The sequence below is a fragment of the Acidovorax lacteus genome, assembly GCF_039540375.1.
In the GTDB taxonomy this organism is placed as follows: Bacteria; Pseudomonadota; Gammaproteobacteria; order Burkholderiales; family Burkholderiaceae_C; genus Acidovorax_G; species Acidovorax_G lacteus.
Genome location: NZ_BAABEX010000004.1, coordinates 72,804 through 87,384, shown reverse-complemented (window position 1 = coordinate 87,384; position 14,581 = coordinate 72,804). Strand labels below are relative to the sequence as shown.

13 protein-coding genes are annotated in these 14,581 nt (G+C 67.4%); 1 reads left to right on the top strand and 12 read right to left on the bottom strand.

Annotated features, from left to right (window positions below; genetic code table 11):
• Positions 1-39: 39 nt before the first annotated feature.
• The 5 genes from ABD866_RS02470 to ABD866_RS02450 all read right to left on the bottom strand — a co-directional run bounded on the left by ABD866_RS02470 (position 40) and on the right by ABD866_RS02450 (position 5,836).
• Positions 40-933 (bottom strand): amino acid ABC transporter substrate-binding protein, encoded by an 894-nt coding sequence (locus ABD866_RS02470; protein WP_345060873.1) that lies wholly within the window; start codon positions 931-933, stop codon positions 40-42.
• Between the two features lie 175 nt (positions 934-1,108).
• Positions 1,109-2,041, bottom strand: coding sequence for a LysR family transcriptional regulator (locus ABD866_RS02465; RefSeq protein WP_345060871.1), 933 nt, complete (start codon positions 2,039-2,041; stop codon positions 1,109-1,111).
• A gap of 427 nt (positions 2,042-2,468) precedes the next feature.
• On the bottom strand, positions 2,469-2,813 hold the full coding sequence (locus ABD866_RS02460) for a nucleotide pyrophosphohydrolase (protein WP_345060869.1): 345 nt from the start codon (positions 2,811-2,813) through the stop codon (positions 2,469-2,471).
• A gap of 88 nt (positions 2,814-2,901) precedes the next feature.
• A complete protein-coding gene (locus tag ABD866_RS02455) occupies positions 2,902-3,834 on the bottom strand; it encodes a 2-hydroxyacid dehydrogenase (RefSeq protein ID WP_345060867.1) in 933 nt (310 codons plus the stop codon).
• 184 nt (positions 3,835-4,018) lie between these two features.
• Positions 4,019-5,836: an ABCB family ABC transporter ATP-binding protein/permease gene (locus tag ABD866_RS02450; RefSeq protein WP_345061018.1), complete on the bottom strand. Its 1,818-nt coding sequence runs from the start codon at positions 5,834-5,836 to the stop codon at positions 4,019-4,021.
• A gap of 100 nt (positions 5,837-5,936) precedes the next feature.
• On the opposite strand from ABD866_RS02450, the gene ABD866_RS02445 reads away from it, so the two are divergent.
• On the top strand, positions 5,937-6,365 hold the full coding sequence (locus ABD866_RS02445; RefSeq protein WP_345060865.1) for an acyl-CoA thioesterase: 429 nt from the start codon (positions 5,937-5,939) through the stop codon (positions 6,363-6,365).
• Positions 6,366-6,377: 12 nt separating this feature from the next.
• Here ABD866_RS02445 and ABD866_RS02440 read toward each other — a convergent pair whose 3' ends face one another.
• The 7 genes from ABD866_RS02440 to ABD866_RS02410 all read right to left on the bottom strand — a co-directional run bounded on the left by ABD866_RS02440 (position 6,378) and on the right by ABD866_RS02410 (position 14,581).
• Positions 6,378-6,941 carry a bactofilin family protein gene (locus ABD866_RS02440; protein ID WP_345060863.1) on the bottom strand — a complete coding sequence of 188 codons (564 nt, stop codon included), beginning with the start codon at positions 6,939-6,941 and terminating at the stop codon, positions 6,378-6,380.
• Between the two features lie 147 nt (positions 6,942-7,088).
• Entirely contained in the window at positions 7,089-7,574 is a 486-nt protein-coding gene (locus ABD866_RS02435) for a thioesterase family protein (RefSeq protein ID WP_345060861.1), read from the bottom strand.
• A 245-nt stretch (positions 7,575-7,819) separates the two neighbouring features.
• Positions 7,820-10,327 (bottom strand): midcut-by-XrtH protein, encoded by a 2,508-nt coding sequence (locus ABD866_RS02430; protein ID WP_425549530.1) that lies wholly within the window; start codon positions 10,325-10,327, stop codon positions 7,820-7,822.
• A 682-nt stretch (positions 10,328-11,009) separates the two neighbouring features.
• Positions 11,010-11,786 (bottom strand): enoyl-CoA hydratase, encoded by a 777-nt coding sequence (locus tag ABD866_RS02425; RefSeq protein ID WP_345060857.1) that lies wholly within the window; start codon positions 11,784-11,786, stop codon positions 11,010-11,012.
• Positions 11,787-11,847: 61 nt separating this feature from the next.
• The gene (locus ABD866_RS02420; protein ID WP_345060855.1) at positions 11,848-12,672 is read right to left on the bottom strand and encodes an acyl-CoA thioesterase; all 825 of its coding nucleotides are present in this window, start codon (positions 12,670-12,672) and stop codon (positions 11,848-11,850) included.
• Between the two features lie 106 nt (positions 12,673-12,778).
• Positions 12,779-13,972, bottom strand: coding sequence for an acetyl-CoA C-acyltransferase (locus ABD866_RS02415; RefSeq protein WP_345060853.1), 1,194 nt, complete (start codon positions 13,970-13,972; stop codon positions 12,779-12,781).
• Positions 13,973-14,005: 33 nt separating this feature from the next.
• Positions 14,006-14,581: a DUF4442 domain-containing protein gene (locus ABD866_RS02410; protein ID WP_345060852.1), complete on the bottom strand. Its 576-nt coding sequence runs from the start codon at positions 14,579-14,581 to the stop codon at positions 14,006-14,008.

The window sequence follows — 14,581 nt, the reverse complement described above, 5'->3', positions numbered from 1 at the left end:
GCATTCTCCGGCAAAGGCATCGCCCCTCGGCGATCTTATTCAGAACGGAACCTGGTCGGTGGGGTATTTCCAGAAGTCCCGCAGCAAGTAGCTCACGGGCAGGTTCAGCGTGGTGTTCTGAGGCGGGATGGGCTTCAGGAACCACTTGTCATAGATGGGGTAGATCTCGCGGCTGGTGATCAGCCGGCGCATCTCCTCGTCGATGACCTTCTTGAATTCGGGGTCGTTCTTGGGCAGCATGATCGCCAGCGGCTCGGTCGTGAGGAAGCGCCCCACCACCTTCAGCGCCTTGGGATCGGGCCGGTTGGCCGCCAGGCCATACAGCAGCACGTCGTCCATCACAAACGCGTCGGCCTCGCCTTTTTCGACCATCTCCACACCGCGCGCATGGTCAGGCGCTTCGATGATGGTGATGCCCATCAGCCGCTCGCGGTTGGCCTGGTCCGCCGCCTTCAGCGGGGTGGTGCCTTTGGTGGACACCAGCTTCTTGCCGTTGAGGTCTTCCATCCGGTCGATGCTGCTGGAGGCCTTGACCAGCATGCGCGCGCCGGTGATGAAGTGCGGAATCGTGAACGCCACCTTCTGGCGGCGCTCGGCGTTGTTGGTGGTCGAGCCGCATTCCATGTCCACCTTGCCCTCTTCCACCATGGCGATGCGGTTGGCAGGCGTGACCATGACCAGTTCGATAGGCATGTCCTTGACACCCGCCTTTTTGCGCACCACTTCGGCCAGGCGCAGGCACAGGTCCAGCGCATACCCCACGGGCTTGCCGGTCTGGCGGTCGATGTACGAAAACGGAACGGACGACTCGCGGTGGCCGATGACCAGCTTGCCACCGGCCGCCACCCGCTCCAGCACCGGCTGCGCTGCCGTCGCTGTGGCGCAGCACAGTGCGGCACAGCCCCAGGCCCAACTCCACAGCGATCGTTTCATGGCAGTCTTTCGGTACGAAAACGCAACGGTCATGCAAGCGTCATGCCAGCATGGGCTTGTTGCCCCCGTCGCCAGCCTGATGTCATCACGGCGCGAACTGTACGTGTCGTGATCGTGAAACTCCAATGCCGATTGCGCGGACAACTATGCAAACAGTTTATATCCGTATTTACCCTTAGCATGACCCTGTCTGCCCCTGCAGGTAGGCCCACAGCGCCTGGGCGGTGCTTTTGGGCGATTCCTTGCCTGCGGGTTTTTCACGGTAGGCGCGCACATCCATCACCATTTGCAGGCTTTCGCCCATGTCGGGTGCGGCACTGACCAGACGGCGCGCGCGCAGTTCCTTTTTGACTGCGCTGTACGGCAAAAAGGCCACCCCATGCCCTTCCAGCGCCATGGCCTTCAGGCCTTCGGCCATGTCGGTCTCGTACACGCGCTCCAGGTGGATGGGGGTGTCGGACTCCTTGAGAATGAGCTCGGTCACCCGCCCCAGGTATGCGCCGGGCGCATAGCCCAGGTAGGGCAGCGGATAGCCCACGCGCCCCGGCAGGCGGAACAGCGGAAGCCCATCGGCGTCCGGTTTGCTGTACGGGGACAGCACCTCCTGCCCCAGGCTCACCATCTCGTAGCGGTCGCTGTCGAGCTGAATGGGCTGCGAGGCATGGTGGTAGGCGATCAGCAGGTCACAGCCGCCTTCCAGCAAACGCATCACCGCGTCGTGCACATTCAGGGCGATCAGGCGGCTTTTGAACGGGCCGAACTTCTCGTGCAGGCTCGACACCCACGCCGGGAAAAACGTGAACGCCAGCGTGTGCGGCACGGCGAACTCGATCATGTCTTTGCCCGCACTGGTGTGCGCGCGCAGCATGGCGCGGGTGTTCTGCAAGGCCTGCAGCACTTCCAGCGCTTGGTCGTACAGGGTTTTGCCCGCCGGGGTCAGGCGCGTGGGGTACGAACTGCGGTCCACCAGATCGGTGCCCGCCCAGGCCTCCAGCGCCTGGATGCGGCGCGAGAACGCGGGCTGGGTCACGTGCCGCAACTGGGCCGAGCGGCTGAAGCTGCGCGTTTCCGCAAGACTGACGAAATCTTCAAGCCACTTGGTTTCCATGCAGGCATTATCCGGCGCTGCTTTTGCGCGTGTCTGGGCATTTCCCCTTGCCCCTCAGGCACCGCGGCACACAGCAACAACGCCGCAAGGGACCTGGCGATCCAGCGCGATTCTTTCCGACCCCTTCGGACTGGCGACATCTCCGGGTCTGCGCCGCCCCGTTCAGCGACCCGCCACGGACAGCCCTTTGCCAGCACGGGCCTGCCCCCGGGCACCCGCACGCTGGCCCTGCCCAACGACACGATCGTGATCCACATCGGGCCCGTGGCCGCACCTCTGTGCTGCCAGACCTTTCCCGAACGTGGGCGGATGGGGTCTCATGGGCCGGCTTCGGTGCTGGCACCGGCGGGCTGGTGAGGTGCGGGGCTTCGGCGCGACTGTGCCTCGCCGGCCTCTTGCTGCGACACGGTACCGCAGGGCGCCGTCGTCACTTCAGGCTGTGCGGCTCCTGCATCGCCGCGGGCGCCGGGTGCTTGGCCGCGTTCTTCAGCAGTTTGCGCTCCACGGCCTCGTGCAGATCAATGCCCGTGTGGTCGGCCAGTTGCAGCAGGTACAGCAGCACATCGGCCAGTTCGTCGGCCACGCGCTCGCGCTGCGCGGGGTCGGCCGTGAGGCGGGCCGATTCTTCGGGCGTCAGCCACTGAAACAGCTCCAACAGCTCCGCCGATTCGACCATGAGCGCCATGGCCAGGTTCTTGGGCGTGTGGTAGGGCTGCCAGGCGCGCTCGGCCGCAAAGGCGCGCAGGCGGTGCTGCAGGGCGGGCAGGTCCATGGGCAGGCCTCGACTCGTTTGCTATTATTTTAATAGCTGCTCGTGCTTGAATTTCAAGCACGGGCAGCCGATTTCATTCAAGACCACCTCAGAGCGGCGAGACCGGCGCCTCACCCGCAAAGTGGCGGCGGGCGTTCTCCAGAAAGCGGTCCACCGAGGCCTGCACGGCTTCGGGCGACCAGCCGGCCACGTGGGGGCTGAGCACCACGTTGGGCAGGTCCAGCAATTCGGCTGGCGGGGCGGGCTCGCTTTCGTAGACGTCCAGGCCCGCTGCGGCCACGCGGCCTTCACGCAGCGCGGCGGCCAGGGCCGCGGTGTCGATCACACTGCCGCGTGCGATGTTGACCACCACGCCTGTGGGGCCCAGCACCTGGAGGACTGCGGCGTTGACCAGGTGGCGCGTGCCCGCGCCGCCCGGCGTGGCCACCACCAGAAAGTCGGCCCAGGTGGCCAGCGCCTGCAGGTCGGCAAAGTAGCGGTAGGGTACGTCGCTGCGCGGGCTGCGGTTGTGGTAGCCCACCTCCATCTCGAAGCCCAGGGCGCGCTGTGCGATCTTCTGGCCGATGGTGCCCAGGCCCAGGATGCCCAGGCGCTTGTGCGACACATTCGGCGGCAGCGGCAAGGCCGTGCGCCACACGCCCTGGCGCGTGAGCTGGTCGAGCCGCGGTATGCCACGCACAGCCGCGATCAGCAGGCCCCAGGTGTGGTCGGCCACGCAGTCGTCGTTGGTGCCCGCGCCCGTGGCCAGCACGATGCCGCGCGAGCGCGCATGCGCCACGTCCACGTTCTCATAGCCTGCCCCCAGCACGCACACCAGCGACAGCGCGGGCAGCGCGTCCATCTGCGCGGCGCTCAGGCCGGTGGCACCGATGGTCAGCACGGCCTGCACGCGCGGGCCGTGGGCGGCCATGGCCGCCTGCGCACTTGCCGCATCGGGGGCGTACAGCAGCTCGTACTGCGCAGCAATCTGCGCACGGTGGGCATCGGCCAGGTGGTTGAGGGCCAGCAGGACAGGTTTCATGGCTTCGGGGAGTGTGGTTCCAATGAGGCAGGCGGGCGCAACACCGACCGTTCAGGCTGCGCTTGTCGAAGCCTTGCGCGGCACTTCGACAGGCTCAGCGTGAACGGATGGGGAGTGGCGGGGCACTTTGGCCCGCGCAGCAAACACAGGCGCGGAGCACCGGGGCCGCCTTCAAGCGCAGCGTTCATGCTGACGGATCGCTTTGTTGCAAGGCCCACATGCTCGCGTAGCGGCCGCCCTGCGCCAGCAGCGCCGCGTGGGTGCCGCGTTCGATGATGCGGCCGGCCTCCATGACCAGGATCTCGTGCGCGTCCACCACGGTGGACAGGCGGTGCGCGATCAGCAGCGTGGTCTTGCCCTGGGCGGCGCTTTGCAGCTCGGCCTGGATGGCGCGCTCGTTGGCCGAGTCGAGCGCGCTCGTGGCCTCGTCAAAGATCAGGATCGGCGGGTTCTTGAGCAGCGTGCGCGCAATGGCCACGCGCTGCTTTTCGCCGCCCGAGAGCTTGAGCCCGCGCTCGCCCACCATGGTCGCGTAGCCCTTGGGCGTGCCCGCGATGAAGTCGTGGATGCGCGCGGCCCGGGCGGCGGCTTCGATCTCGGCCTGGGTGGCGTCGGTACGGCCGTAGGCAATGTTGTAGGCCACGGTGTCGTTGAAGAGCACCGTGTCCTGCGGCACGATGCCGATGGCCCGGCGCAGGCTGGCCTGCGTGACGCTGCGGATGTCCTGCCCCGCGATGCGGATCGCGCCCTGCTGGATGTCATAAAACCGGTAGAGCAGCCGCGCCAGCGTGCTCTTGCCCGAGCCCGAGGGGCCGACCACGGCCACCGTCTTCCCCGCGGGGATTTCGAAGCTCAGACCCTGCAGGATGGGCCGCGCCGGGTCGTAGGCAAAGTGCACGTCGTCAAAGCGCACGGTGGGCGCGTCCAGTCCGGCCAGGGCAGGCGCACCGGGGGCGTCGGCCACCTCGCGCTCCTTGTCCATGAGCACGAACATCTTGTCCAAGTCGGTAAGGCTCTGCTTGATCTCGCGGTAGATCACGCCCAGGAAGTTCAGCGGGATGTAGAGCTGGATCATGAAGGCGTTGACCATGACCAGGTCGCCCAGCGTCATGCGGCCATCGACCACGCCCTGCGTGGCCCGCCAGAGCATGGCCACCAGGCCCACGGCAATGATGAGCTGCTGCCCGGCGTTGAGCATGGACAGCGTGGTCTGGCTCTTGAGCCGCGCACGGCGCAGGCGCTCCAGGCTTTCGTCGTAGCGGCGCGCCTCAAAGGCCTCGTTGTTGAAGTACTTGACGGTCTCGTAGTTGAGCAGCGAGTCCACCGCCTTGGTGTGCGCGGCCGAATCGAACTCGTTGGCCTCGCGGCGGAACTTGGTGCGCCATTCGGTCACCACCACCGTGTAGGCGATGTAGCAGACCAGCGCGCCCAGCGTGATCCAGGCGAACCAGGCGTCGAACTTGACGGCCAGCACGCTGAGCACCAGCACCACCTCGACCAGCGTGGCGGCCACATTGAAGAGCGAGAACGAGATCAGCGACTCGATGCCGCGCACGCCGCGTTCGATGTCGCGCGTCATGCCGCCCGTCTGGCGTTCCAGGTGAAAGCGCAGGGAGAGGCCGTGCAAGTGCTGAAAGGTCTGCAGCGCAATGCTGCGCGCCGCGCCCTGTGTGGCCTTGGCAAACACCAGTTCGCGCAGTTCGGTGAACAGCGAGGTCGACAGGCGCAGCAGCCCGTAGGCCAGCAGCAGCCCTGCGGGCACCACCAGCACGGCCGCCGGGTTGCCCACAGGCAGATCCATCGCATCGACCAGTTGCTTGAGCAGCACCGGCACGCCCACGTTGGCGAGCTTGGCCCCCACCATGAAGGCGATGGCCGCAAGCACGCGCCACTTGTACTGCCACAGATAGGGCCAGAGCCGGCCGAGCGTGGCCCAGTCGGAGCGCGCAGGCGCAGCCCCGGGGGCAGATGGGGGAGGAGGCGATTCGCCGCTGCGGCGCATGGGGGACAATTCCGGGCTTGTTGTTGTGCTGGCGGCGCGCTGCGGCCGCAGGCACCCCATGGCAGCGCCCTGCGGCGCTGCCCCAACCGAGATTGTGCCCATGTCCGAGAAATTCAGCCCCCCCGCCGCCCAGTTGCCAACCGACAAGGAACTGGTGCTCAAGGTCATCCCCATGCCAGCCGACACCAACGGCAATGGCGACATCTTTGGCGGCTGGGTCATGGCCCAGGTCGACCTGGCCGGCTCGGTGCTGCCCGCGCGCCATATCCAGGGCCGCATGGCCACCGTGGCCGTCAACGAATTCATCTTCAAGCAGCCGGTGCGCGTGGGCGACATCCTGTCGTTCTACGCCGCCGTCACGCGCATCGGCAACACCTCGGTCACCGTGGAGGTGGAGGTGTTTGCCGAGCGTTTTGCCACGCAAGGCCAGTTTGTGAAGGTGACCGAAGCGCGCCTGACCTACGTGGCCATCGACGCGCAGGGGCGCCCGCGCCCGGTGCCCAAGCCCGCCGCGCCGCTGGCGGGCTGAAGGCGGGCGGCCTCAGGCCGCAGCCAGCGCAGGCTCACCGCGCGGCAGCGCGGGCATGCTGCCTGGCACCCGGGTGGCGCTCAGGTGGGCCGATTCGATCTCGCCCGCGAGCTGCCCGCCCTCTTCCACCACCAGCTTGCCGTAGCGGATCTTGCCGCTGACTTTGCCCGTGCCGTGGATCACGAGCTTCTGGCGCACCGTGAGCGTTCCGTGGAACTCGCCATGGATTTCGGCAATGTCGATCTCGGCAGAGCCGCGGAACGCACCCTGCTCCGCGATCTGGATCACGCGCGAATCCATCGTGGCCTCGACGATGCCCTCGACCACCAGCGTGTCGCAGTCGGTGATCTCCACGCCCTTGAGCTTGATGTTCGGGCCCACGGTGAGCTTGCTGCCACCGGTCCCATCGGCCGTGGCGCTGGCCGTGGGCGCAGCGGGCTTGGCCGCCGCCTGGGCTGGGGGAGCGGGCTGGCTGGCCTGACTGCCGAGCCCGGCCAGAGGCCCGGCAGGCGGCGCGTTGCGCGCACCAAAAGACTCGGGTTCGCGTTTACCAAAAAACGGGTTCTGCACGGCCATCGGATCTCCTTGACGAAAAGAAACCCATGCTAGGCCGCGGCCCGGCCGCGGTCTGCGCGCGTTGTGCAAGGTGCGTAACCAAACCGCTCGGCCGTTGCATGCGTTTGCAAGGCTTGCAGCGGCTCACACGCGCCGCGCTTGGCGAGGCTACGACACGATGTAGGCCGCAGCCCCCGCCGACATGAGCTGTCCGTCGGGCCCGACGAACTCCATGCGCGTGGTGGCCACGCGCGAGCCCAGGCGCAGCACCTCGGCGCGCAGGCCAAAGTGCGTGCCGATGCCCGGGCGCAGGTAGTCGATGCGCAGGTCGATGGTGCCCAGCTTGGCAAAGCGATGCAGGCGCTGCTCGGGCGGCTCGTCCATGTGCTTGGCGCCAATCGCCACCATCACCGCCAGGCCGCCCATGGCGTCCAGCGCCGCGCTGATCACGCCACCGTGGATGCGGTTGTACGCATAGTGGCCCACCAGGTCGGGCCGCATGTCGATGCGCGCCTCCACCGCGTCGGGCCGCAGCGTCACGATCTTGAGGCCCAGCACCTGGTTGAAGACGATCTTTTCTTCAAAGATTTCGCGCAGGCCCTCGACAAATTCGGGCTCGAACGCGGTCACTGCAGGGGCTGTGGCAGGGCGCATGGTGGTGGGGTCTCCGCTGGGCAGGTCCCGCTGAGCGGGGCATCTGCTATCAAAAAAGTAGCTGCTTGTGCTTGTTTGGCAAGCACAAGCAGCCATTTTCATTCAAAACGCTGCAGACCGCTGTCGGGCATGGGACGTCTACACGGCACGTGCGGCAAAGCTGCACGTGCCGGGCCGCCCGGAGTGTCGCACCACATGGCGGCAGCGCCCGTCCGCTTTCAGCGCTCGGGCTCCGTATCGCGCGCTCAGTCCACCACCAACTTGTGGTTGTTCAGCAGCTGCGTGATGATTTGCTGGTCGGTGGTGGCGCCGCCATACACGCTGGGCAGATCCACTCCGCTGAGGACGATGCGCTGGGTTTCGGCCGCGCTCGTGAAGGCGCCGCTGACGGTGTGCGCATCGCCCGCAAAGCCGCCGGTATGGCTGATGTGGATGACGGTGTCCGAGCCGGACACACTGAAATGCAGGTAGTCGGCCAGATTGCCCGCACCATTCGATGGCCCCACCACTGCCCCCTGCAGGAAGTCTTGCAGGTAGATCACATCGCCCCCCATGGCGGCGCCAGCGGCGGCCGTCGAAAAGGCCGTGATGGTGTCCACCGCTGGCGAACCGGGTGGGCCCTGGTCGCCCAGGGTCCATACAAAGACATCCACAAAGTTCTCGCCCGCATCGCCACCTTGCAACGTGTCGTCGCCGGGGCCGCCCCACAGCACGTCGAGGCCGCTGCCCGCATGCAGGGAGTCGTTGCCAAGCTCTCCGTACAGAACGTCCGCGCCCAACCCGGCGGTGATCGTATCGTTGCCATCACCTCCCTGAACCACGTTGGAACCGTTGCCCGCGTTGAGGGTGTTGTCGCCGCTGCCGCCTTGAATGAAATCATTGGCCGAAGTGCCCGTGAAGCTGCCGCTTTGCGTGCTGGTCCCATCAACCGTCGTATAGCCTGCTCTGAGGGTGACCGCCACGGACACGCTGGCTGTAGCGCTGTTGCTAACTTCCGTGGAGGTGACCTGCACCGTCATGTTGGTGCCCAGCGTGGTGTAGCTGCCCGGCAGATTCAACTGCAGGTTGGCGAGATCGGCCTGCGCCAGCTGCCACACGCCGCCACCGAGGTTGGTGCCGGCGCTGAACGACAGGTTGGTCGGCACGCCGCTCACCCGGACCGTCAGCGTTTCGGAACCGTCTGTGTCCACCAGGGCGGTGACGATCGGGAAGCGCACGCTGGTGCCGCCGGTGCCGCGCGCAACCGCCACCAGAGTCCTCAGCACCACCACCGATGGGGTCGAGGCGGTGCCCACCACCCTCACCGTCACGGTGGCGGTGCTGGTGGCCGCATTCGGGTCTTTGATGGTGTAGGTGAAGCTTGCCAGCCCGTCGTACCCGGACTCCGGAGTGAACTGGACATTGGAGCCGGCAATCGACACGCTACCCCGCTGTGCGGCCTGCACCGACAGCAGTTCCAAGGCCTCTGCGTCGGGATCGCTGTCGTTGGCCAGCAGCGTGGCGATCGGAATGAGCACCGGGGTGTTCACCGACGTGCTGACCGTGTCGTCGCTGGCAACCGGCGCCTGATTGGGCGGCGCGACCACGGTCACCGCCACGGTGGCGGTTGCCGTGCCGCCGCGGCCGTCGCTGAGGGTGTACGCAAAGCTGTCGCCGCCCACGAAACCTGCGTTCGGGGTGTAGCTCGGGTTGCCGGTAACGGGGTCGATGGTGACTGCGCCATGGACACCCTGGGTGACAGCGCTCACGGTCAGTGCATCATTGTCGGGGTCAGAGTCGTTCGCCCGCACGGGAACCGGCACCGCGGTGTTGCGGTTGGTGGTCACGGCATCGTTCACGGCGACAGGGGGGGCATTGGTCACCGCCAGGTTGACCGTGACCGCCACGGTGCTCGAAGCCCCTGTCTGGACGGTGTACGTCACCTGGAACGGACGGACGCCGCTGAAAGTGGGGGCGGCCTGGAAGTTCAGCATGCCACTGGCCTGCAGCGTCAGGGTGCCATAGCCTGCGACCGTGGCCGAAGCGCCTGCCGCGTAGGTCGAGCCCTGAAACGCAAAGCTGCTGACCACCAGCGGACCGTCAAGGTCCGAATCGTTGCCCAGGACATTGACGCTGGCCTGCGCGCCCTCGGTCACGGTCAGGACATCGGCCACCAGATTGCTTGGATGGCTGCCCCGCAAGGCACTGGCCGCATCGGCGCACAGTTGCGCCACATCCACCCAGCACGCCCCACCCGCAGCCAGCACGGTGCCGACCGCACAGCGGGTGTCCGAACGGGCTGGGGTCACCGGCAGAGGCGACGGCACCCCCAGCGGAAAGCAGGTGTCCCACGACGGTGCCGTGATGCTGGAAAGACGCAAGCTGGCGGAGGTCTGGTTGGTATAGACCACCGGCAGGAAGCCGAGCGGACTCCCCTGGGGCGAGCTACCGGTGGACTGCACAGGCACCGTCACCGTCTGGCCATTGGCTTGGTTGAATACGCGTTGCAGCTCCTGCAGCTGGGCACGCACCTCGTGCCCCCAGAAAGCCGTGGCAGCGCACGACAGCGTTGCCATCGCCAAAGCCCACAAACGCATCGCCCGAAACGCAGGGCCGCCTCGCCGCGCGCCCCACAGGGCGCAAGCGATCACCGCCACCACCAGCGCGGCCAACGCCGCCGGATGGTCAACCGGAATGGCTGCGGGCGAAAACGGCACGGTCGTCACCGTCTGCGCCAGCGTGGCGGATGGGCCCGCGACCAGCGCGCCGAGCACTGCAATACGCCCCGCGACAGTGCGGCCCTGGGGTGCCTGCGCTGCACCCGGTCGAACGGTACGAGCACACCGAAGCGCCAGACTATTGGGCCCGCGGAGCCCTGCGACCCCCTTCACAGCAGTATTGAGGTCACAAGACCCGAGAAACAACATCCAAACTCCTTGCCACCACCGCAACGCCCCCCTGCGCACCCGTCGCACGCCCCCTCCGACGGCCGCCCGGCCCTGGTGCCGCGCCATAGCGGACACCCTGCCAGGATCAGGCGAATGTGAGATAAGGGAAAAACAATCGATACCAAAGATCGATTGTCTGTCATCGCCAAGGCGCTGTCTTGTAGAACGTGACCACGCCATGCGCGGCAGGCGCTGGATGCCCGAGCGCACGCCCGCCCGTGCAATACCCCGCAGCGCCAGGCCCGCGCCTGCGAGACGCGGCGACCGCACCAGGGAACCATCGAGGTTTGCACTTCATAGACCGACACCACCGGGGAGCTGGAGTGCAAGGCTTTTCAGCAACGCGGACTGGCAGCCAACCGGCGCATACGACGCCCCCTGCGACCCGCTGCACAGTCCATTGCGCTCGAGCAGCGCCCGGATGGCAGACTGCGCTACGGAGCCCATCTTCTGGCGAAAGCACTTCCGGACTGCTGCGCAGCCCGCGCCGCTTGCGCGGCTCCTGCCTTCAGACGGCGCTGAAGTCAGGGCGGCGCTTCTCCATGAACGCGCTGAAGGCTTCGCGGGCGGCGGGTTCGCGCAGCATGCGGCCGAAGCTCTGGCCCTCCTCGGCCATGACGGCCAGCACCTGGGTCTGCTGGCCCTTTTTCATCAGGCGCTTGGTCTCGATCAGCGACGACAGTGGCTTGGCCGCCAGCTTGCGGGCCTGGGCCTGGGCGTAGGCGTTGCACTCGGTGGGCGGCAGCACGCGGTTGACCAGGCCGACTTCGAGTGCGGCCTCGGCCATGAAGGGCTCGCCCAGCATCAGCGCCTCGGCGGCGCGGTGGTAGCCCAGCATCTGGGGCACGAGCAGGCTCGACGCCGCCTCGGGGCACAGTCCCAGGTTGACGAAGGGCATGGAGAACGCGGCGTTGTCGCCCGCGTACACCAGGTCGCAGTGGAACAGCATGGTGGTGCCGATGCCCACGGCCGGTCCGCAGACGGCGGCGATCACCGGCTTGGTAAAGCCTGCCAGGCCGCGCAGGAAGCGGAACACGGGCGAATCCTGCGACGCAGGGGGCTGTTGCAGGAAGTCGCCGATGTCGTTGCCCGCACTGAAGATGGCCACATCGCCCTGGAACACCACCACGCGCACGGCGGGGTCGGCCTCGGCCGCGGCCAGGGCATCGGCCATGGCCGAGTACATGGCGGTGGTGATGGAGTTCTTCTTGTCTACGCGGTCGAAGGTGATGGTGGTCACACCGGCTTCGGTGTGGACGCGGATGTCAGCGGTAGCGGTGCTCATGAAAGGTCTCCTGGGGATGCATGCAATGCCATAGCGGGCGGCGCGCAGGCCGCCCGGGGGCTCATTCTTTGTAGTACACGATCTGGTGGCTGGTGGCGAGCAGCGTGCCAGCCTCGTTCCACAGTTGCGCGGTCTGGTCGAAAAAGCCGTTGCGAAACTCCTGCGCCCGGGCCTGGCCCAGCACAAAGCCGGTGCCTGTGGCGGCCAGGTGGGCTGCGTCGGCGTGGTAGTACACCGTGAGCGACACGGTGCCCGCAGGCACATGGCGGGCCCGGCGCAGCCACACGCGCGGAAAAAACACGTCGGCCAGCGCCGTGAGCGCCGGGAAGTCCAGCGCCCGCTCGGGCGCGTCGCGCATCCACAGCTGGCTCAGGCTGTGGTCGCCGCCGCCGTCCCACACCTGCGGAATCACGCCGCTGACCGGGCGCATCTCGTAGCGCTGCAGCCAGGCCATGGCACCAGCGGGTTCGACGGCGGGCAGCGTACCCGGCGATGGCACGTCGGGCATGGGCGTGTCGGCCATGCTCCAAGTCTCGCGCCGAACCGCCGTGACCGCGGTGCCGGTGGTTGCCACCACGGGCGCGCCATCGGGGCCGACCTGCAGCAGAGTCAGCGTCCAGTGCTGGGTCGAGCGGTTGGTGCGCACGGGCACAGCCTGCACGGTGAAGGGGCCCTCGCTCACGGCCCCGGCAAAGTTGACCGTCAGCGACAGCGGATCGCCCAGACGCTGCGGGTGCTGCAGCAGCGCCTGCAGCAGCGTGGCCGCCGTGATGCCCCCGAACGGGCCCACCATGTTCCAGTAGCCCGCATGCGACTGGCCGCGGAACTCGTGCGCGGCGGTGGCTTCGAGCGCCAGCGCCTGGTCAAAAGGATGTGCGTGGGTCATGCGTTCGAGTGTGCCGGGTTTCGGAGCGGGCGGCCGTCCTGCCTGTGACTGTACGGCGCACCCCATGAAGAAGGCCACCCGAAGGTGGCCTGGTCGAACGCCGTGCTTACAGCGCTTCGATGATGCCGGCCGCGCCCTGGCCGGTGCCCACGCACATGGTGACCATGCCGTACTTGAGCTTGTGGCGGCGCAGCGCATGCACCACGGTGGCAGCGCGGATGGCACCGGTGGCGCCCAGCGGGTGGCCCAGGGCGATGGCACCGCCCATGGGATTGACCTTGGACGGGTCCAGCCCCAGCGTGTTGATCACCGCCAGCGACTGCGCGGCAAAGGCTTCGTTCAGCTCGAACCAGCCGATGTCTTCGTGCTTCAGGCCTGCATAGCGCAGCGCGGCCGGGATGGCTTCGATCGGGCCGATGCCCATGATTTCGGGCGGCACACCGCGTGCGGCATAGCTCACAAAGCGGGCCAGCGGGGTCAAGCCGAACTGCTTGACGGCCTTTTCGCTGGCCACGATCAGCGCGCCCGCGCCGTCGCTGGTCTGCGAGCTGTTGCCAGCCGTCACGCTGCCGCGGGCGGCAAACACGGGCTTGAGCTTGGCCAAGCCTTCGAGCGAGGTGTCGGGGCGCGGGCCTTCGTCCAGGTTCACGGTGCGGCGCTTTTCCACGACCTCGCCCGTGGCCAGGTTGGGCGAACGCTCCACGATCTCAATGGGCGTGATCTCGTCGGTGAACTCACCGGCCTTCTGGGCCTTGAGCGCGCGCAGGTGGGATTCGAGCGCAAACGCGTCCTGCGCTTCGCGGCTCACCTTCCACTGCTTGGCCACCTTCTCAGCCGTCAGGCCCATGCCGTAGGCGATGCCCACGCTCTCGTCCTTGGCGAAGATTTCGGCGTTGAACGAAGGCTTGTTGCCGCCCATGGGCACCATGCTCATGGACTCGGCGCCGCCAGCGATCAGCACATCGGCCTCGCCCACGCGGATGCGGTCGGCCGCCATCTGCAGCGCGGTGATGCCCGATGCGCAGAAGCGGTTCACCGTCACGCCGCCCACCGGGTGGTCGAACGCCAGGCCCACGGCAACGCGGGCCATGTTCATGCCCTGCTCGCCTTCAGGGAACGAGCAGCCGATGATCGCGTCTTCGATGGCCTTCGGGTCCAGCGTGGGCACCTGCAGCATGGCCGCCTTGATGGAGGCCACCAGCAGGTCGTCCGGGCGGGTGTTCTTGAAGTAGCCCCGGCCCGAACGCCCGATGGGCGTGCGCGTGGCGGCAACGATGTAGGCGTCTTGCACTTGTTTCATGATCAGATCCTGTCCTTGTAAGGGGTGGGGCGGTCAGGCCCCGGGCCGTGCAGTGGCGGCGTCGGCCGCGCCCGCAGGGCGTGTGTTCTTGCCCGAGGGCACCCAGGCCCAGACGAATGCGCACTCGACCGGCTCGGCACCGGATTCGTCGAACACCTGCACGGGCACCGTGACTTCGCCCTTGTCGGCCTGCTGCATGTGCAGACGCTGGGCGTCGGTCAGCGTGGCCACTGCTCGCAGGCTGCCCTGCGCCCGGCGGCGGAACGCCACCTTCAGCTCCTTGGCCAGCGGCAGGCAGTCGTCACGCACGTTCATGCCCACCACCATGCCGGTGGCCGTTTCGGCCAGCAGCGTCATGGCAGCGGCGTGCACGCCGCCGATGTGGTTCTGCACGCGGCGCTCGTTGGCCACGGCAATCTCCACGCGCTCCGGGCTCATCAGCTCGAAGCGCAGCTTGGCGGTGCCGGTGAAGGGCACGGCACGGCGCAACACGAGGTTGCGCGCCCAGCCCCGCGCGAACGCGGGCACCTGGTCCAGTTGGGCCAGGCTGCGGGCCAGCCGGTTGGGCCGGCCCGGGGCCGTTACGGGTGCCACGGCGGTCTGTGCCAT